The 19,731-nt window shown below is 39.0% G+C and carries 13 protein-coding genes; 5 read left to right on the top strand and 8 right to left on the bottom strand.

All coding sequences use genetic code 11. The annotated features are described in order from the left end of the window. The first annotated feature begins 146 nt into the window (after window positions 1-146). The gene (locus tag AO498_RS10085; protein ID WP_157883973.1) at window positions 147-2,099 is read left to right on the top strand and encodes an LTA synthase family protein; all 1,953 of its coding nucleotides are present in this window, start codon (window positions 147-149) and stop codon (window positions 2,097-2,099) included. Here AO498_RS10085 and AO498_RS10080 read toward each other — a convergent pair. From AO498_RS10080 to AO498_RS10060, 5 genes are all read right to left on the bottom strand, one after another. Then, window positions 2,096-3,265, bottom strand: a complete 1,170-nt coding sequence (locus AO498_RS10080) for a hypothetical protein (protein ID WP_067546859.1) — start codon at window positions 3,263-3,265, stop codon at window positions 2,096-2,098. The two genes, AO498_RS10085 and AO498_RS10080, sit on opposite strands and share 4 nt — an antisense overlap. An 11-nt stretch (window positions 3,266-3,276) precedes the next feature. After that, on the bottom strand, window positions 3,277-4,500 hold the full coding sequence (locus tag AO498_RS10075) for a YaiO family outer membrane beta-barrel protein (protein WP_067546856.1): 1,224 nt from the start codon (window positions 4,498-4,500) through the stop codon (window positions 3,277-3,279). Next, window positions 4,500-5,960 (bottom strand): glycosyltransferase family 2 protein, encoded by a 1,461-nt coding sequence (locus tag AO498_RS10070; RefSeq protein ID WP_067546854.1) that lies wholly within the window; start codon window positions 5,958-5,960, stop codon window positions 4,500-4,502. The genes AO498_RS10075 and AO498_RS10070 overlap by 1 nt, the downstream gene beginning before the upstream one ends. Next, window positions 5,953-7,104: a HEAT repeat domain-containing protein gene (locus AO498_RS10065; RefSeq protein ID WP_148660219.1), complete on the bottom strand. Its 1,152-nt coding sequence runs from the start codon at window positions 7,102-7,104 to the stop codon at window positions 5,953-5,955. The genes AO498_RS10070 and AO498_RS10065 overlap by 8 nt, the downstream gene beginning before the upstream one ends. 442 nt (window positions 7,105-7,546) lie before the next feature. Continuing rightward, window positions 7,547-7,906 carry a response regulator transcription factor gene (locus AO498_RS10060; protein ID WP_067546848.1) on the bottom strand — a complete coding sequence of 120 codons (360 nt, stop codon included), beginning with the start codon at window positions 7,904-7,906 and terminating at the stop codon, window positions 7,547-7,549. Between the two features lie 219 nt (window positions 7,907-8,125). Between AO498_RS10060 and AO498_RS10055 the strand changes: the two genes are divergently transcribed. The 4 genes from AO498_RS10055 to AO498_RS10040 all read left to right on the top strand — a co-directional run bounded on the left by AO498_RS10055 (window position 8,126) and on the right by AO498_RS10040 (window position 14,756). Next, window positions 8,126-9,808 (top strand): amidohydrolase family protein, encoded by a 1,683-nt coding sequence (locus tag AO498_RS10055; protein WP_067546845.1) that lies wholly within the window; start codon window positions 8,126-8,128, stop codon window positions 9,806-9,808. 4 nt (window positions 9,809-9,812) lie between these two features. After that, window positions 9,813-11,201: an amidohydrolase family protein gene (locus AO498_RS10050; RefSeq protein WP_067546842.1), complete on the top strand. Its 1,389-nt coding sequence runs from the start codon at window positions 9,813-9,815 to the stop codon at window positions 11,199-11,201. 22 nt (window positions 11,202-11,223) lie between these two features. Continuing rightward, window positions 11,224-12,525, top strand: a complete 1,302-nt coding sequence (locus tag AO498_RS10045; RefSeq protein WP_067550407.1) for an amidohydrolase family protein — start codon at window positions 11,224-11,226, stop codon at window positions 12,523-12,525. 137 nt (window positions 12,526-12,662) lie between these two features. Next, window positions 12,663-14,756, top strand: coding sequence for a M28 family peptidase (locus tag AO498_RS10040; RefSeq protein ID WP_067546839.1), 2,094 nt, complete (start codon window positions 12,663-12,665; stop codon window positions 14,754-14,756). Window positions 14,757-14,829: 73 nt separating this feature from the next. On the opposite strand, the gene AO498_RS10035 is transcribed toward AO498_RS10040, so the two are convergent. From AO498_RS10035 to AO498_RS10025, 3 genes are all read right to left on the bottom strand, one after another. Beyond that, window positions 14,830-15,864, bottom strand: a complete 1,035-nt coding sequence (locus AO498_RS10035) for an LLM class flavin-dependent oxidoreductase (protein ID WP_067546836.1) — start codon at window positions 15,862-15,864, stop codon at window positions 14,830-14,832. Window positions 15,865-15,867: 3 nt separating this feature from the next. After that, the gene (locus tag AO498_RS10030) at window positions 15,868-16,314 is read right to left on the bottom strand and encodes a GNAT family N-acetyltransferase (protein ID WP_067546833.1); all 447 of its coding nucleotides are present in this window, start codon (window positions 16,312-16,314) and stop codon (window positions 15,868-15,870) included. A gap of 90 nt (window positions 16,315-16,404) precedes the next feature. After that, on the bottom strand, window positions 16,405-19,188 hold the full coding sequence (locus AO498_RS10025; protein ID WP_192842552.1) for a carboxypeptidase-like regulatory domain-containing protein: 2,784 nt from the start codon (window positions 19,186-19,188) through the stop codon (window positions 16,405-16,407). Window positions 19,189-19,731 lie beyond the last annotated feature (543 nt).

The following is a 19,731-nucleotide window of genomic DNA, read 5'->3' as shown; positions in this document are numbered from 1 at the left end:
AAAATAGCACCTATTGAAGATCAAAGAATTTACTTTAACTTGTCTACTCAAACTAATAAATAGCACTATTACCTATGGCCCAAAAGGCTGAAATCCGCTCTGAATTTCCCGAAAAAGTCCGAAGAGTTTTACAAGATTTTTGGGGTATGTCCCTTCTCTTTTTGATCCTTATTTTACTTCTTCGGGGAGTAGAGATTTACTTTATATTTTCAAATCATGCTTTAGATTTTGGAATCAAAGAAATCTTGATTTTTAGTTTGTTACAAGATTTAGGATGGGTGATATACCTTCTGGGAATTTTATTCATCCTTCATATTCTGTTTAGCTTAATCAGGATCAAATTTTCAAAGTTTACTACGCTGACTACATTATCGTTTTTTCTCCTCCTGCATGTGGGAGTGATATTTTATTTCATTGAAACACTCGTTCCATTGGGTCAAGATCTATTTGCCTACAATTGGAGTGATATTTTTCAAACTGTTTCAGCATCTGGCCAACTTACTTTAGTCAATGGATTATTGGCTATTGGATTCATTATTAGTGTAATCGCTGGTCTTTTTTGGAGTACCAAATGGCTGAATTTTGAGTTAAATACCTTTCTTTACATTACCCCAACTTTTTTACTTTCACTCTTCTTTGTTCAATTTTTCCCTAAGGATGGGTTTGATACTGGAAGCGAAGTCAAGCTAAACATCGAGCTAAATAAGTCCAGATATCTGGTAGAAGAATCCTTTGAAAGATGGATGTATGGTGGAGAGTTTTACTTTGATTTTTTCTTAAGGGCAACCAACAAAAACATGATTGTTAAGAAGGATTTCTATGATGACGAATATCCTTTTATGCATCACGCAGAATATCCTGACGTGCTTAGCCCATTTTTTGATTCCTTGCAGAGTCCTCCTAATATCGTCTTTATTCTTGCAGAAAGTTTTGGTAAAGCCTACTCTGGAAAAAACGCCTATTTAGGGAGCTTTACTCCTTTTTTAGACTCTTTAGAAAATCACAGTTTGGCTTGGGAGCACAACGTGTCCACTACGGGAAGAACTTTCGGAGTTTTACCTGGAATTTTAGGCGGGTACCCATTTGGGGAAGAAGGATTCCTTGAGTTATTTGAAGAATTTCCCTACCACCAATCCTTGATTAGCATTCTAAAAAACAACGGCTATGAGAGTCGATTCTTCATTGGTTCTGATCAAAAATTTGACCATCAAGGAGACTTCATGGAATATCAACAAGTAGATGCAATCGAGGATGAATTTACATTTTTACCTGGTTACCAGAAAACTCCCTCCCCAACAGGATTTTCATGGGGATATGCAGACAAAGAGCTCTTTTTAAATGCATTGCGGAAACTTCCTGAAAGTTATACCTCTCCAGAAATTCAGATTTTTCAAACCATCACCTCCCACTCCCCATATATTGTTCCTGAGGATGAGCTGTACAATGAAAAGTTTGAGAATTACATTTCCAATGTCTTAAAATTAAGTCCGGAAAAAAAAGAGGAATACACCAGTTACAAAAACATCTATAAGACGATTCTATATGCAGATGATGCGATTCGTCTCTTTTTCGAAGGATATAAAAAGCGCCTAGAATTTGAAAATACCATCTTTATAATCACCGGTGACCATCGCCTTCCAGAAATACCGATGTCCTCAAGATTGGACAGGTTTCATGTTCCATTACTTATTTATTCCCCAAAGCTAAAGGAAGCAAAACAATTCAAAGGTCTTACCAGTCACTTCGAGGTAACCCCAAGTATTCTAGCGTATTTGAAATCAAATTTTAATATCTCGATTCCAGAAGATGTAGTGTGGCAAGGGCAAGTATTGGACACAGCAAAAACCTTTCAATCTCAACTTGTAATGCCCCTTATGAGAAATAAAAATCAATTAGTGGAATATATAAGCGGGGAATATTTTCTTTCTGATGGACAGATTTTTCAAATCTCAGAAAACCTTAACATTGACCCTATAGATGAGCCTGATTTAAGAACCCAATTAATTGGAGAGTTTGAAGATTTCAAAAATAAGAACAATTACATGCTTCAAACTCGAAAATTACTTAAGCCCCAAAACCAATCCGTAGCTTCAAACTAAGGTTTATCCTTCTTTATTTGTTCTATAATTTGATCCATCAAGGGGTAATAGTAATTCCAATAAAAGCCTCTACGGTCTGTGTAATTATTGGCCAAATAAATCCCTCGCCAAAAAAATGGCAGGCCGTAAAATTTGGCACTTCCCAATTGATATCTAAAGTCAGAGAAATCTCCTGAAAAATAGTACTGCTTAGCTCCCTCTATTTCTCTAACAATGGCAGCAGGAAAAAACCTTGGCAACCCCATATTTCTTAACTTTTGGATTCCAGAAACGGAAGGATTGATATCAAAATAAGAGATTACATTATAATCTCGTTCAATCAACACAATATCAAACCAATCTGGATAAGGAACCAATTCCGGCAATTTGAACCCAGCTTTATTCATTAATTGAGTTCTGATCATAGGAGTTTCATTACCAAAATCCTCCTCATGAAGCAAAGCCTCTATTCTTCCAGATTCTTCTATAAAAATCATTCCAGGGCCCTTCAATGGGTATTCACCATGCTGCAGGGTATATTGGTCCCGCATCCATTTGGGAATATCTGGATTTTGAAGACTGTCTAACTCATCAAAAAATCGAGCAATCCAACCTGTCCACTTGATCCCCATCAAACGTTCAAATTCGGAACGAACCACAGTTGGAGTTGGAGAAGCCATGACATTATATTCTCCAATTACCGTTTTTTTAAACTCTTTTGCTTTTGTCAACAGCTCGATATCCTTTAAATCTAAACCTCCATAGATTTTTTGACTAGGTCTATAATCCGTATCCTCTCTAAAATCATCCTCATATACCCCATAAGTATCTGCAAAAAACACTAAGTCTGATTTAGACGCTAAGCTTTCAATGTCGGCTTTACTCTTCTTTGATAAATCCTTTTTTATTCCAAAATCGGCCTCACCTGAAGGAAAAAAGCCTAAATAATCTGAATCTTTAGAATATAAACTGCCATTATTTTTCCGGATTTTTTGATGGTCTAAAAGCCAATAAAAACTCCCATGTTCTTGATAATCTTGATTTGGAACCGTTTTATCAATCAAGGTGATTTCAAGATTTTTATATGGCAAAATCATCCAAATCAAAAAACTAATGACTGGAATACCAATGATCAAAAACCAAAGTGGCCATAGCCGAATAAGGAAAATTCGTAACTCCTCTTTCATTGCATTGATGATTAAAATCGATATTCCATTCCTAGGGTGAAATTGAAGTTATCTCGTGTGGTATCGGCATCAAGCTCATCAATTGAGTAACCTAGGTAAGAATAAATCTGGAATTTAGGTGTAATCAAATGTTGATAACCCGCTCTTGCTCGGTAGGAATTTAGCAATTGATTCAAGGCTCGAGTTTCCTCGTCTGGGGAAACACCTGTACTTAATTGAATACTGAAAAAATCTTCCGCAGTATCGAAATAATATCTTGCATTAAACTGCCCAGAAACACTAGTTCCTGTTTCACCAGGAATAATATTGGGTCTAAAGTTCACCCACCAGTTTCCCAAATATTTACCAATTGAGAAAGTATAAATATTGGTAACTGATGAAAACCCTAAGTATCTGTAACCCAATTCTGCTTCCCATCCACCTTCAAAGTTGTAGAAGTAAGAAGCTCCAAATCTCAATTTAGGAAAGAAACCTGCCTTGGAACCGCCCAAATTGATATAAGCGTAGCCATTTTCTCCAATGGAAGGATATGCATCTATTTCATACAATGTACCAAATCCACCAAATCGCTCACTTTGGGTCACTCTTGCGATTATAGAGCCCGTAAATTTCATTCGAGTCCGACCATAGATCGACCAAGTATGCCATGGAGCAATTGCTCCTTTGAAAGAATCATAATCGTAGGTTGCACCAATTGCATTTGTTTTTCTAAGCCGCTGCAAATTTGCCATATAACCAAGCATACCTTCCTGATTATATCCTTTATCAAATAGTGGCTGAACTAAATCTAGAGCCTCGTCGTATTTTTCACGGTAATAAAGCAATCTTGACTCTCTGTAGACAATGGGATCAGGAAGCGGATCAGGAAAGTTAGACTTTGCTCTAAGTATTATTTCATCTGCTTTTTCTAATTGATCAGCCCAAAACAAATTATCCAAATAGGCCACATATCCATCTGCGTATTGAGGAGAAGCCACAATGGCTCTTTCTAAATAAATGGAAGCTGAATCATTTTTACCCTCCCACGCATAACTTCTCCCCACTAAAATTAAAATATCTGCATAATCAGGTGACCGTTCTAAGGCCAAAAACGCTAAACGTCTTCCCTCGATATATTTATCATCCATTATTAATTCTCTGGCTTCTATAAGAAGTTCATCAGAGCTTTTTGACGTCTGTGCAAATCCTGAATAACTCAGCAAAAGTCCAATATAGAGTAAGTATAAATATCTCATTAACTAGATGATTGAGTAAGCATTTTCTTTTTGTCCTCAGAAACCTTAAACCCAGTTCGAATCATGGTGCCCCATCCACCCTTTCCTCGTATGAAGTCAATATGGCCTTTTATACCCCACCATACCACTCTTGGATGGACCGTAAAGGGTTCGGATAGAATCACCCAAAGTAGCTTTCTAAGGTCCTTTCTATTTTTATAATTATTGAATGCTATTTGCTCATAGAGTACGCTAAATACGGATACCAACAAAGACAACAAATACATCAACAATAATAAAGCAACGAAATAAAGGGCACTAAAATCACCAATGAATAAAAGTATAACGGTATAAATAATCCCCAAAAGCTCTACGATAGGTCCAGACTTTTCAAAAATCGACCAAAACGGATACGAAATAGAACCTAATACCCCATATTTTTTTCTGAAGCGAATAGGCCTGTGAAGTAATAGAGTTTCAATGGTTCCTCTCATCCAGCGATTCCGCTGTCGGGAAAGAATATCAGAACTTTCCGGAACCTCTGTCCAGCAAAGAGGGTCTGGTACAAAGCCCACTTTATGCGGGATTTTTTGCTCCATCATGTACCTTCTTAATCGAACAATTAATTCCATGTCCTCTCCTACGGTTTTGGTGAAATATCCACCAACCTTCTTGACTAAATTGGTTCTAAAAAATCCAAAAGCCCCTGAAATCAGCATTAATCCATCAACTCTGGACCAGGCCATCCTCCCCATCAAAAACGCGCGGAAGTATTCAATTACTTGAAATTTTCCCAACAATGAATCTGGAATCCGATAGTTAACAACAGTTCCATCCTTTACTTCACAATTATTAGCAATACCAATTACTCCCCCTACTGCAATAACAGTTTTATTGGTTTCTTCCATAAATGGCCTTACCATTCTGCTAATCGAATCGCTTGACAAAATGCAGTCAACATCAATACAAGCTAACACATCCATCCCTGCCACATTGATACCAGCATTAAGAGCATCAGCTTTCCCTCCATTTTCCTTATCTATAACCAACAAACGTCGATTGGAAATATTATTGGACCGGTATATCCCTCTGATCTCTTTGGTCTCGATTTCTGGCTTGTATGCAAAATCAGTCTTTTCTAAATCAAAAAATTCAATAAGCTTATCCAAGGTATCATCCTTGGATCCATCATTAATAATTATTACTTCAAACTTGCTGTAATGCAAAGACAATAAACTCTTTACATTTTGTACTATGTTTTGCCCTTCATTAAAAGCTGGAGCTAATATTGAAACGCTAGGTGCAAGTGGAGAAGTGATGATATCCGAATAATCTGCAAATTTATTCTTCCGTAAATATTCCCTCATTTCCAATGCACTCAACACCATAAGCGTAAGGTAAATGGATATAACCAAGAAACTCATCAATAAAAAGATGATTCCAAAAATCTCTATAAGCAGATAGAACAGGAAGTTATACATTCTTTAAAAGTGGGTCTTTTAAATGTTTACCAATATTTTGTATGTCAATCGAATCTGTATTTTGAATTGCTTGGTCAAAAGACTCAAAATCAATCTCACGCATTGCGAATAAGATTAGCTTCAATTGTCCAAAAGAAAGCTGTCTTGAATTTAGGATCCTTGACAACCTCAAAATAGTAGAATCATCGCCTAAAATAGCGGCTGCAGAAATAGCCTCTTGAAATACTTCACTCGAAAATGAATTCAAGCATTCATGAATAAATGACAATTCCATGTGAGCCCCAAATGCCGCATATGTTTTTAACAATTCTACTTTTTCTTGATCAGTAGCATTTTTGGTTAGACTAGAAAGAGAATCCATCAAATCAAGTCTTCCTAATTGACGGACTAGTTTGATGGCAAAAAGTCTAACAGTTTCATTTTTTGATTCAAAAAGAACATCAATATTAACCACCCCTTGACTTGAAATGAATTTTATAATTCTTAGGTAATTCATTTGCTGCCAATTCGATAAAGGATAGGTCAGGTCTCTTAAAAACGCCAGATCTTTTGATTCAGAAATATTCAATAAGGTGGCGACGGCTTGAGATCTTACATAGAAATTATCATGATTGACCAAAGGACGAATCATTGGTAAAGCTTCCACTAGATCCATTTCATTAATCTGTACCAATGCCAAGGTTTTTCTGTCCCAACTCTTTTCTTTTAACAATCGAATAGAAACTTTATCCAATCCTAATAGGAGATAGAGCGTTTTAAATTTCAGCTTAAAATCTCCTTTCATTTTTTTATTTAAGCTGATAATTCGATCGATCAATACTTCTTGATATAATTCTATCTCTAGAAGATCCTTCGGAAAATATTCGTGAAGCTCGTCAATTGACATTGCCTGAATTTCTTCTACTTCTTTTTCAAAAGGGAGCGAACTCAAAGGCAATAATATATCTTGATCATATTTCTCAATAAGTTTGTCTCGTTTACCTTTTTTGATTTTTAAAATCAACATGAAAAGTGTGAGCCCACTAGAGACAGTAAAAAACAGAATGATTATTCCACTAACAAGAAATAGTTTATAATCAGAAACAAAGAATAAACGAAACTTTTGAAACGGTGTATAGGGCTCTTGACTGGCTAATGCAATCAAGTCCTCAGTCGTTTTTTTCTTTTCGAAAATCGGATTGTAGTCCCCCGTCTGAATGATTTCGAGCAAATAATCTCGACATCCAGTAATTGAGTTTGGAGATGAAAAAACCAAAAACTCTAGCTTAGGACGGACTTGGAACTGTACAATTTGATTTTCTAAGTCAAAAAATTGAGCCCAATTCAGCAATATTTTGGAAGTATATCCTCCTTCAGAATTTAAGGTAAACCCAAGATCGCCTAATTGATTTAATTCTTCAGGATACTCATTCCCTGACACAGTAAATCGGTATCCGAGACCCGGAACCTCCTCCTGGAGAATCAAAAAATCTACAAATGCGGTGCTATCTTCAGGAACGACATTATTCTGAGACAGAGCAGAATTTAAAGTATATAAAAACAGGAAGGCTGAGAGTAAAAAATGCTTCATAGGCTTGGCTGGGTTGTTATTTTAAAACACGTTTTACTCGTATGGCCAATTCGTTTGGATTAAATGGCTTGGGAACAAAATCCTCAACTCCTAAATTGAATGCTTCTAAAACAACTTGCTCTTCTTCACCCAATGAACTTAAAACTATAATTGGTATCTCAGGAAAACTCTTTTTCGAAAATTGAATTACTTCAATACCACTTTTGTAAGGCATCATTACGTCCGTAATTATCAAATCTGGTTTAAATTGTTCAATTGCCTCGACTCCTTGATTTCCATCCAAAACAACCAATGTTTCGTAGCCGTCCTTTTTAAGACGAAATTGAACCAAGCTCGAAATCATTTTATCGTCTTCAATTATCAGGATTTTCTTCATGGAATTTTCTATTATTTTATTAATTAGTCATCAAACTAAATTAATATATAAAATCAGGTGATAACACTTATAAATTGCAACAGTAAATCAAGTGCATTTTTTCGTAACTCCATAGCCTCAGACAGCCATTAGTCAAAAAAAAAGATGGAAAAAATAAAACCTTTTAGGTAGTGAGTAGCCTTTTATTAGCTTGCCTGTTGAAGAAAAACCATCAACCAAATGAAAAATTATTTTCTGAAAGCTGGATTGTTGGGCTTGTTGATCTCAGGTACAGTGCTTCAGACTACTCTGGCACAAAGTGACCCTACGGGTAAGCGTAGAGTGACTTCCACTTATGCGATCACCAATGCTCAAGTAATGAGCGCTCCAGGTCAGGAGTTTTCCAAATCCACCATTCTGATCAAAGATGGGGTGATCGTCGGAATAGGTTCCGGAATCAATCTCCCTAAAGATGCATCTCTAATCTCAGGAGACTCACTTTATGTGTACCCTGGATTTATTGACGGAGCCGGTTCAATGGGAGTTACTCGTCCCAAAGACCCAGAACGTCCAAAAGACTTAATCACCTCCAATCCCCCAGATGAAATTGCAGGAATTACTCCTTGGAGATCCGCAACAGATCAATTTGATGGAAGCAATTCCCAAGTGGAAGACTGGAGAAAAGCAGGATTTACAATCAGTCAAATTCTTCCTGATGGGGGAATGATTCCTGGAAAAGCCGCAATCCTGATTTTGGGGTCATCTGGAAATACAAATCTGATTCAAATCAACACTGCTTTAGCTGCAAATTTTAGGGGCTCAAGAGGAATGTATCCTGGAACCTTAGCCGGTGTTATGGCTAAGTTTCGAGACATCTATCAAAACACCTTACTTTCTTTAGAACACGAACGTCTATTTGCTTCTACTGCTGGTGTAATTAGACCTCAAACCACTCCAACTCAATCCGCAATGGGTCCAGTGGTTCAAAAACAAATTCCAGTGATTTTTACAGCTGGATCTGATCTTGAGATTCGCAGAGCTGTAGCCTTACAAAAAGAATTAGGATTTAAGCTTATTCTAACTGGTTTGGAAAATTATGAACCGGTAATTGATCTTATCAAATCGAACCAAATCCCTGTTTTGATCAAGCTGGAACTTCCCGATGACAAAGCTATCAAAGCACAAAAAGATTCAGGAATAACCGAAGCTACTCAAGCTCAATATGCCCGTGTAAAGGAAGCCTATACAAAAGCCTTACAGCAGGCAAGTCTACTTGAAAAAGCAGGTATTCCTTTTGGATTTACTACCTCTGACGCAAAAGCAGGTGATGCTTTGAAAACGCTAAGAACTATGATTTCTAATGGACTCAGCGAAAAAGCGGCCTTGGCTGCATTGACTACAAATCCTGCTCAAATCCTAGGCATTTCTAGAGTAGCAGGAACCTTGGAAAAAGGAAAAATGGCAAATATGGTCGTTGCTACCGCTCCTATTTTCTCCGAAGACGCTCAAATCAAACATGTAATTGCAGATGGCTATGTCTTTGACTATGAAGTAAAAAAAGCTTCTAAATCTGAAGGGAATGCCTCTGGAACTGTAGAGGGAGTTTGGACTTACACTTCTGAAACCCCGGCTGGAAGCTCAGGCGGAGAAATCACTCTCAAAAAAAATGGTGCTAGCTATGAAGGAACTATCACTTATGACGATCCCTCTGGAAGTGGCAAAGCAAAAGCACCGCTTAAGAACATTGCAGTGAGCGGTAAAGCAATCAGCTTTGATTTTGATGTAGCAGCTGGTGGTATGAACTTAACCGTTACCATCTCAGGCCAAGTAGAAGGAACCTCAATGGAAGGTTCACTTTCAGTCCCTCAAATGGGTTCTTTCCCAATTAAAGCAAGTCTATCCGCTCCAAGCCTAATCCCATAAACACATGAAAAAACTCAATTTTATTCTGATTGCGTTGTTGGGACTTGGACTTTCCCATGCTCAGGCCCAAACGCCAAAAGGAAGCGTTCTAATCAAAAACGCAACCGTGCTTACTGTTACTAAAGGTACCTTACCCAATGCAGATGTATTGGTTCAAGATGGTATTATCAAACAAGTAGGTCAAAACTTAAGTGCTCCTTCAGGTGTGCAAACTATCGACGCCTCAGGCAAATACCTCATGCCTGGAATTATTGACGCTCACTCACATGTAGCCTTAGATGTAGTAAATGAAGCTTCTGCACCGATCACAGCAGAGGTCCGAATGAAAGATGTAGTAAACCCCTATGAAATTGGCATTTATCGATCTCTTGCAGGAGGGGTAACTATTTCTCATGCTATGCATGGATCAGCCAATGTCGTAGGCGGTAGAAATGCTACTTTAAAGCACCGCTGGGGAATGTCCAATCCAGCTGACATCATCATGCAGGATGCTCCTCAGACCATCAAATTCGCTCTTGGAGAAAATCCAACTCGTGTCCATGGACGTGGAAACGGCATTCAACCTAGATCAAGAATGGGTGTGGAAGCTGTATTAAGAAATGGATTCAGTGAAGCGATCCAATACAAAAAGGCTTGGGAAACCTACACGGCTGCTAAATCTCAAAAAGGCAACACCATGGCACCTCCGGCCTATAATGAACGACTTCAGACGCTTGCTGATATTTTGGATGGAAAAATTATCATCCATTGCCATTCCTATCGAGCAGATGAAATTTACATGCTCATTAATGTTGCAAAAGATTTTGGGATCAAAAAGCTAGTTTTCCAACATACCAATGAAGGATTTAAAGTAGCACCTGAAATCGCCGAATATACCATGGGAGCATCTGTATTTGCAGACTGGTGGTCCTATAAGTTTGAGGTTTATTATTCTACAGCATTCAATGCTGCCATACTTCATAGAAATGGAGCCATTACTTCAATCAATTCTGACTCTGCTGAACTCATCCGTCACCTTTACCACGAGGCTGCAAAAACACAGCGTTATGGAGGGCTTACTGACGATGAAGCATTAGCTATGATCACAATTAATCCTGCCCGTCAATTAGGAATTGAAGAGAAGGTAGGCTCGATAGAAGTCGGTAAGCAAGCCGATTTGGTCATTTTTGAGGGACACCCTCTTTCCTCTTATGCGGTTCCTCAAATGACTTTTGTCGATGGCGTTAAGTATTTCGACATCAAGACTGATGCTGATGATCAGCGTCAATTTGTAGCAGCTACCGAAATGGTGGAACCAATCTTCCTTCGCGAACAAGAAGAACATCGCTGTCTTCAGGATGTAGATCAGTTCTTTGAAGCATTCGAAGAGATATTTATGGAAGAAAAGCACTAATCACCCCGAAAATCGAACAGAAATGAAAAGATTGATAAAAACCTTTTGTGCCACATTACTTGCGCTGCTTCCGGTAGTCGCTATGGCTCAAATCGACGGGGAATTTGTAAAACCAAGAACCGGTAAATTCCTCCTCAAAAATGCTACCGTGGTGACCATCACTAAGGGTACACTTTCTAATACCTCCGTCCTTTTGGAGAATGGAAAAATTGCTCAAATCGGAACCAATATTTCCTCTGATGGAGCAGAAGTGATTGATTGTACTGGATTGTTTATCTATCCAGGTATGATTGACAGCGGGACCCGATTAGGTTTGGTTGAAGTTAGTTCAGTACCAGAAACGGTCGATTATCAAGAAATTGGCAACGTAACCCCAAATATGCAGGCCTTGACAGCCGTCAACCCAAATGCTGAGGCAGTTGGGATTACCCGGGTTTCAGGGGTAACTACTGTTTTGACTTCTCCAAATGGGGGGTTGTTTCCAGGAACTGCAGCACTAATCAACCTAAATGGATACACTCCTGACCAAATGTATGGAGGATTCAAAGGTGTGGTAATGAATTTTCCCGCTTCAGGCAGAAGAGGTCGATTTGATCGCCGATCAGATGATGACATCAAAAAAGACTCAGAAAAAGCCATCAAGGAAGCAAATTCCATTTGGGAGAATGCATTGAAATACCATGAGCTAAAAACTGCAGGAGCAGAACTTCAATACTATCCAGAAATGGATCAATTGGCTAAAGTGATCGCAGGTGAATTACCATTGTTGATCGAAGTGAATACTGCCTCTGATATTCAGAATGCAATCAAATGGGTAGCTGACAAAAAGGTAAAAGTAATTTTCACGGGTGTCTCTGAAGGGTGGAGAGTTGCTGAAGAATTAGCCAAAGCTAAAATCCCAGTAATCACCGGTCCAGTTCAAGCCCTACCTACTAGACAATCTGACCGATATGACACTCCTTATGCTAATGCTGGAAAAATGGCAAAAGCCGGAGTAAAGGTGGCATTGCGAACAGATGATGAAGACAACGTGCGAAATCTTCCATTTCATGCTGCATTTGCGGCGGCTTACGGAATGGGAAAAGAGGAAGCATGGAAAGCAGTAACTATCAATCCAGCAGAAATCTTCGGAATTGCAGATCAATATGGTTCGGTAGAAGTGGGAAAAAGAGCAAACCTGATCGTCTCTACCGAGGACCCGTTTGAAACTCGAGCACAAATCATGCACGTGTTTATTGATGGGTATCGAATTCCATTATCTAATAGACATATTCGCTTGTACCAGGAATTTTTGGAAAGATCTCCTGGATTGAAATCCAACTAAACTTTTTAAAAAGCCATAGGAATTTTCTTATGGCTTTTTAAATTTCCATCTGAAGAATAAATCCACACTAGAAGTTTCCAAAAATAACCCTAGTGCGATTTATTTCACCGAATTACACCTTCATTGCCTTCTTCCAAATGAAAACAAAATTACTCGCTGCTGCAGCAGCTTCTCTCCTATCATTTGCTGGTTTTTCTCAGCAAACCGGCTTTTTACCTTCACAAGTTTCGTCTCAAAAACAGTTTGAGCAAGAATTTATTAAAGCTGTAAAACCCGAACGATTCAAAGATCATTTGAGAGAATTAACCAAAAATCCTCATATCGCAGGTACCCCAGAAAATGAACTGGTGAAAGACTATATGGTCAAAATCATGTCTGATGCCGGCATGGAGGTGAAGGTTTGGCCTTATGATGTTTATCTTCCCAACCATCCAGGAAAATCTGAACTACAAATTATCGCTCCAGTTCAAATGACACTTTCTCAAAAGGAAGGGGAACTTCCCGAGGACCCATTTTCAGGAGATTCAAGACTTCATTTAGGTTTCAATGCCTTTTCAGGAAGTGGCGATGTAACTGCCGAAGTTGTTTATGTCAACTATGGTACCCGAGAAGATTTCATGAAGTTGGATGAAATGGGTGTAGATCTTAAGGGGAAAATAGCTGTTGCGAGGTATGGCGGCAACTTCAGAGGCTATAAAGCAAAATATGCAGAGCAATATGGGATGATCGGGCTGGTAGTCTATACCGACCCAAAAGATTCCGGATTTACTCGAGGTGAAGTTTATCCAAAAGGTCCATTTTTCAACGAGACGACCATTCAGCGAGGCTCAATGCTGACTTTGGATTATACAGGAGATCCTTTGACACCTTTCGAACCTGCACTTCCGCTTGATGGAGACAAATCCGTAAAACGATTAGATCCAAAGGATGTCGATTTCCATACCATCCCAGTCACTCCGATTGGATATGGAGCATCCAAGGAAATTCTAAGTCGAATGACTGGAAACGATGCCCCTTCTGAATGGCAAGGCGGGTTACCATTTACCTACAAAATCAATGGCGGGCCAGAACTAAAAATTCGAGTTATGGTAGATCAAAAGCCAGACTTTATCCGAGCAAACAATGTAGTAGGGTCTTTTATCGGGAAAGACTTTCCGGATGAATGGATCATCATGGGAAGCCATTATGATGCATGGTCATTTGGAGCAACAGATCCTAACTCCGGAACGGCCATGTTATTGACTTTTGCGGAGGCCTTAGGAGAATTGTATAAAAATGGGCAGAAACCCTCCCGATCCATTCTAATTGGACATTGGGATGCAGAAGAACAAGGTGTAATTGGTTCCACTGAGTGGGTTGAGCATTTGAGAGATGAACTTGGAGCAAAGGCAATTTCCTACATGAATTTTGACGGAGGGGTCTCTGGTAGAAATTTTGGGGCTTCTGCAGCACCCACACTCAAAAAACTCATTATTGATGCTTCCAAAGAAGTCGCCTATCCAGATTCTTCTAAAACGGTGTTTGAAGTGTGGGCTGGAAAAAATCCTGAACCAAGAATCGGAAATCTAGGCGGAGGATCTGATCATATTGCCTTTTACATGCACGTTGGTGTTCCTTCTTTAAGTGGCGGCTCTGGTGGTACTACAGCCTATCACTCAAACTATGACAACTTCCACTATTATTCTAAATTTTCAGATCCTTCATTTAAAATGGGAGGAGCTGTCGCACAACTTTTCGGCTTAGTTGCACTTCGTCAAGCAAATGCCGCAGTCATTCCTTATGATGTACCTCGATATGCTTACGATTTAAAAGGCCATTTTGAACAAGCTGTAAAAAATGTTCAGAGCATTTCTCCAGATTTCAAAGCATTTGATCAAGTTGATCAGGCTCTAAAAGAGTTGGAAGCTAGCTCAAATGCTTATCAAAAAGCCTTAGATGCTGCTATGATTTCTGGAAAAACCTCCACAAAGAGGTTGGCCAAAATAAACCAAGGACTCATTAATTTGGAAAAAAGCTGGATCGATCCAAAAGGTATGTATTATGGGGATTGGTATAAGTCTCTTTATGTTTGCAACGATCCTTTTTCAGGCTATGCTTCTTGGATTTTACCCGGCATTCAGTACGAGGTAGCGATTCAAAATACAGGAAGACTTGAAGAATGGGATACCCGATACGCCGCAGCGATCACAGACCTGCGTAAAAAAATCGATAAGTTGGCAAAGTCATTCTAAAATCAACCGCCGAAGGAAATCCTTCGGCGTTTTTTTATTCGCATTTGTGATACTTATTGGTGGCAATTTCAATTTACCCAATTGCCTTCTTCACTTTGGGCATCACTTCCTCTCCGATCAAAGCTATCGAATCGCTTAACTGGGAATGAGATAATCCCGCATTATCCATTTGAAAAGTGAATCGATCAATTCCACCCAAGGACTCACTGTGACGTAAAATCTTTTCTGCTATTTCATCAGGCTCTCCGACCAAGTAAGCTCCCCATTTTGAATTTTGTGCTTCAAAATGATTTCGAGTTACTGAAGGCCAGCCCCTTTCCTTCCCGATTCGAGTAAAAGTCTGCGCATATCCCGGATAGTAATTTTCTACTGCCTCTTCATGAGTCTTTGCGACATAGCCTAACGAATGAAGCCCCACTTTTAGCTCATGTGGTGCAAATCCAGCCTTGTCACCAGCTTCTCGATACAAATCCACCAAGGGTCTGAATCGATGGGTTTCCCCACCAATAACGGCCACCATCAAAGGCAAACCCAAGGAGCCTGCTCTTGCAAAAGAACCAGGAGTACCACCTACCCCTAACCAAATGGGAATATTCTTCTGAACCGGTCTTGGGTAGATGGGCTGATTAGTAAGAGATGGCCTAAATTTCCCCGACCAGGTAACCATTTCCTTCTCACTGATTTGAAGCAATAGCCCAAGTTTTTCAGCAAATAACTTGTCATAATCCTGAAGATTCAATCCAAAAAGCGGAAACGCTTCCGTAAATGATCCTCTACCAACTACCATCTCGGCTCGCCCTTGAGACACCAAATCTAACGTAGCAAACTGCTGAAATACCCTTACCGGATCTGCAGCACTCAGCACAGTAACCGCACTACTCAAACGAATTCGTTTAGTACGGCCTGCGGCTGCCGCCAATATGACCGAATTAGCAGAATCTAAAAACTCCTTGCGGTGATGCTCGCCAATAGCAAAGACATCTAAGCCTTTTTCATCAGCCAATTGAATTCGATCAAGTAATTCTGCCATTGCCTGCTGAGCGGTCCCAACCGGATGGCCGTCGGCATCAGTAACAAAAGCGGCAAAACTATCTATTCCTATTTCCATGGTTCAATATTTTACCATTTCCACATGTGGGATTCCGTCTTCCAAATACTCCTCTCCTTCGGCTTCAAACCCTAAGGAAGCATAGAATCCCTTGGCATAGACTTGAGCTCCCAGTCGAATGGGAACCTTTCCAAAAATATCCTCACAGTAAGAAATCGCCCTTTCCATCACCACTTTTCCCAACCCTTTTCCACGATACGCTGGGGCTGAAATCACACGGCCAATCGCAACCTCTTGATAAGAAAGTCCCGCTGGGACAAGCCTACAATAGGCAGCAAGATCAGATCCTGCATACAAGAGCAAGTGAAAGCATTTTTGATCCTTGCTATCCAAATCCAGATAAGGACAATTTTGCTCCACGACAAAAACTTCAGCCCTAAGCCTAAGTACTGCATACAGCTCCTCATTACTGAGTTCTTGAAAAGATTTGAGAACAGGTGTGAGATTCATAAAATGATCTTAATTCGATATTTGATTGGTCAAAAATCAACATTCCGATTTAATCTGGCAATCTAAAAGCCAGCGATTAACAAGAAATGATTATTTCCCAATTTCAATAGGTATGAGCTTATATACTGGATCTCCATCTTCAGATAATCCCTCGATCTTTATCCAAAGCTTTTTAACCTCAAGAGGTACATAAACTTCAAAATCCAAACTACCCTTCTGAGTTATTGCTTTGGGATTCCAATAGAGGGTTGGCTTATTTTTTAGAAGTTGATCTTTGGGTGGAACTATAGGGAATTCCTTGAAAGAAGTAAATCCCGGAATCGAAAATACATCAAATTCAGCCGGGTTAAATCTTCGACCTTCCTCAGGACCAGTTCTAAATCCATTTTTGGTTTCAATAATCATCACCCCTGCATAGCCAGCCATCCCGTAGGCTGCATTGGTAATATTATCATAATACACTTTGATCGATTTAAGCTGGGATGGATCATACCCCAATAAAATTTCACGAAACTCTTCTTTTTCCAAAAAAGGTCTAGAATTTCCATCGATGATCAGTAATGGCGATCCAGTCTCTTCTCCAAAGGTATAGTTCCTAAACTTCAAGGTATTGAGGTTGAATCTCAATAAACCCAAAATCTCAGCCCAAGTCTTTGTTTCCAAATCTGCTTCTCCTACTTCTTGATTAGGATCGCCGTAAGCATAATTCCGATCTGGCCGTAGTTCTTCTCGGGTTTCTTCTTTGACAAATTCCTCCAATTGGACAAAATCACCTTCTAGGTCGATCAACCTTTCTCGGACATCTGAAATCGATTGGGTTTGAAAAGGAATTCGAGAAAATGAGCCTCTGAAAATTGGACGAGAAAATGGAATCAAAGACACACTTCCCAAAGACTGTTGTTTTGAATCCAAGGCAGCAATGGCTAAGGAAATAGAATCTTGACCCATCAAACCAGTGGCCCAAAAATATCCCGAAGAATCTGATCTCACCTGACCAAAATCCTCCAAATCTCCTTTGACCAAAGTAATCACCTGAGCTTTTGAATCCTTTTTTCGATCTGGCGAAAATCTACCAGCTACCGAAATCCCATAGTCAATCGAAAATGGAAGATTCGAATCGAAAGTATCCGGTAAGGGCTCATCTTTCCAATCCAATGCTTTTTCCAAACGAAGAGCTTGACTCAATTCTGGCGCAACAAATCCTGACAAGACACTAAGATGGAAATCTGCTTCGACTGGATTATCATAACTATCAGCTAGCGACAAATGAATCAATGCTTTGCGAAAATTCAAGGAATCCTGAATCTCATAAAGGGTATTTAAGACAAGGTCTCCAAACTCATCTTCCTCAACGTTCTCAGAAAAGACGACCTGCTGATCTTCTGGTATAATTGGGAAGGGAATTTCAAATCGATCTTTTTCAGGGAAATTCAACCCCCATCTCGTATAAGCTCTCAAAATATAATCCCCAACTGGCAGGGAATCTGCCAGTTGAATTCCTCCTGAAATCAATCCTTCTTGAATTGGAAATTGGGCAGAATGTACCTGCTTTAATTTATCGTTCCAGATCTCCACATAAACAACCCGGCTTAGTGAATCTTGAGCAATCGGATTTTGATATAGCATCCTTCCTCCCAGCCAAAGATTTTCTCCAGGATGGAAATAGTGCTTATTTAAAGTAATCCAAGGTTTTTCCCGAAGAGCATTTAAAGTCTTATATCTAGCCTGAAACAACTTCAATTCTTCCACAAAACCAGCGAAACCCTCATCAGGCACAAAGTCTAAAGGGAGTGAACGAGCCATTCGTTGCCTCCCCATATAGCCAGAGAGCACCAATTGAGCAGGGTAAAGTAAAGTACCATTTCGATCTACATCGACATAACCTCCCGGTGCTATCATCCAAGAAATAGCATGGTAAATATTAGTGTAATAGTCATTGGGCCATGGCTTGGATAGATGATGAACCTCAATTCGACCCGGTAAAAAAATTCGATAACTTCCATTGCCCAAGGGTCTAGAATAAATGGAATCCAACTTTAAAGGAATAATAGATTCATTTAATTCTACAGTGAAATCATTGGTTCTCACCCGAAAGTCTGACTCCGTCTTAGTCAGATAAAGTTCAAATCCCTGTCTTTCCGCGTTTCGAAGTAATATTGAAAGCATCAGATGCCGAGTAGAATTTTGATAATTCAGTTCTCGATTGGTCTTCCATTGTTCTCCATTAGTAGAATCTGAAGGAGCTAGATTTTTGTAATATGCTTGACCAAAAAATCGTGAGGCATTCCTCAGCATTCGGAAGTCTTGCAGGTGAAAGTCAATTTGGTATCCCAATGCCTTATTTACTACCTGAAGAGCCTGCTGGGCCGTGGCTTGAGTGTATTTAAATCCTTTGTCAGGTTTAACAGACTCGAAATCCAGAACCCAAGGATTCAGGATTTCAATATCTCTTCCGTAAGGATCGTCAGGAACAGCAAGAAAAACTTCCTTGAACATCCGAATATTGCGTTCCCAACTTTTATCTCGTTTTGCTTTTAGAGCGACTTCACTCAATTGGTCTTCTATAAATTCCAAATCAAAATTTTGATAAACAGCCTGCCTTCCTTTGCGCTGAATAGTTTTACTAATCGTTTTGTATCCTACAAATGAGGCGACCAATTCAAACTCGTCTGGAATATTTCCATAAATCCGAAAGTTTCCTTCGTCATCTGAAGCAGCTCCAAGGGTCGAATTATTGATAAATACGTTTGCAAAGGGCATTGGTAAACCTGTCCCCTTCTCTATCACTTTCCCGGTAATCGTAACTTGCCCTTGAAGGGAAAAGGACAAAAGAAAGCCTAAAAAAAGAAGTGAAAGTCGGTTAGCTTGGATCAATGGCAATAAATTCTGAGGTAAGGGTAAGGTACAAATATTCTTTTCAGACAAATCACCACTTAAAAAATGATTACACCTATTTACTAACCCAAGGTACTTTTTCCTAAAAAAAGAATTGCTAGCCTTCCAGGAAAATTTGGTGAGTAATTAAACCCTAGATTTTGAATACATACGTTCCTACCAAGCTAAAATTTTTGAGGCATTACAAAATCAGAATGGACTATTTTGGATGAATCCAGTTTTACAAATAGTATTTCTAGTAGAATGAATTATACTCAAAGACCTGAAAAAATTAAAAATTAGGCGCTTAAATAGGTGAATTACCTATTTTTTCATTCCATCCAATAAATAAATCAGTTAGCATTAATATAGAATAAATATAATTTTTCGAATTATAAACACGCTGAATTGTATCTAATATTTTTTTTATATCTATCCCACTGCAAATCAGTAAAATAAATACATAACATTTTTTTTACTTAAATTTAACTCTTTATATTTGAAGGAGTTACAACAAGTAGTTTACATTTAAACTGTAAACCC

The organism is Algoriphagus sanaruensis (assembly GCF_001593605.1).
Taxonomy (GTDB): domain Bacteria; phylum Bacteroidota; class Bacteroidia; order Cytophagales; family Cyclobacteriaceae; genus Algoriphagus; species Algoriphagus sanaruensis.
This window is presented reverse-complemented; position numbering and strand designations above follow the sequence as displayed.

What these genes read in the sequence shown, in the direction of transcription:
- AO498_RS10085 (WP_157883973.1), top strand. Translation starts at nt 147, where the DNA reads ATGTCCCTTCTCTTTTTGATCCTTATTTTACTTCTTCGGGGAGTAGAG.
- AO498_RS10080 (WP_067546859.1), bottom strand. Translation starts at nt 3,265, where the DNA reads ATGAAAGAGGAGTTACGAATTTTCCTTATTCGGCTATGGCCACTTTGG.
- AO498_RS10075 (WP_067546856.1), bottom strand. Translation starts at nt 4,500, where the DNA reads ATGAGATATTTATACTTACTCTATATTGGACTTTTGCTGAGTTATTCA.
- AO498_RS10070 (WP_067546854.1), bottom strand. Translation starts at nt 5,960, where the DNA reads ATGTATAACTTCCTGTTCTATCTGCTTATAGAGATTTTTGGAATCATC.
- AO498_RS10060 (WP_067546848.1), bottom strand. Translation starts at nt 7,906, where the DNA reads ATGAAGAAAATCCTGATAATTGAAGACGATAAAATGATTTCGAGCTTG.
- AO498_RS10055 (WP_067546845.1), top strand. Translation starts at nt 8,126, where the DNA reads ATGAAAAATTATTTTCTGAAAGCTGGATTGTTGGGCTTGTTGATCTCA.
- AO498_RS10050 (WP_067546842.1), top strand. Translation starts at nt 9,813, where the DNA reads ATGAAAAAACTCAATTTTATTCTGATTGCGTTGTTGGGACTTGGACTT.
- AO498_RS10045 (WP_067550407.1), top strand. Translation starts at nt 11,224, where the DNA reads ATGAAAAGATTGATAAAAACCTTTTGTGCCACATTACTTGCGCTGCTT.
- AO498_RS10040 (WP_067546839.1), top strand. Translation starts at nt 12,663, where the DNA reads ATGAAAACAAAATTACTCGCTGCTGCAGCAGCTTCTCTCCTATCATTT.
- AO498_RS10035 (WP_067546836.1), bottom strand. Translation starts at nt 15,864, where the DNA reads ATGGAAATAGGAATAGATAGTTTTGCCGCTTTTGTTACTGATGCCGAC.
- AO498_RS10030 (WP_067546833.1), bottom strand. Translation starts at nt 16,314, where the DNA reads ATGAATCTCACACCTGTTCTCAAATCTTTTCAAGAACTCAGTAATGAG.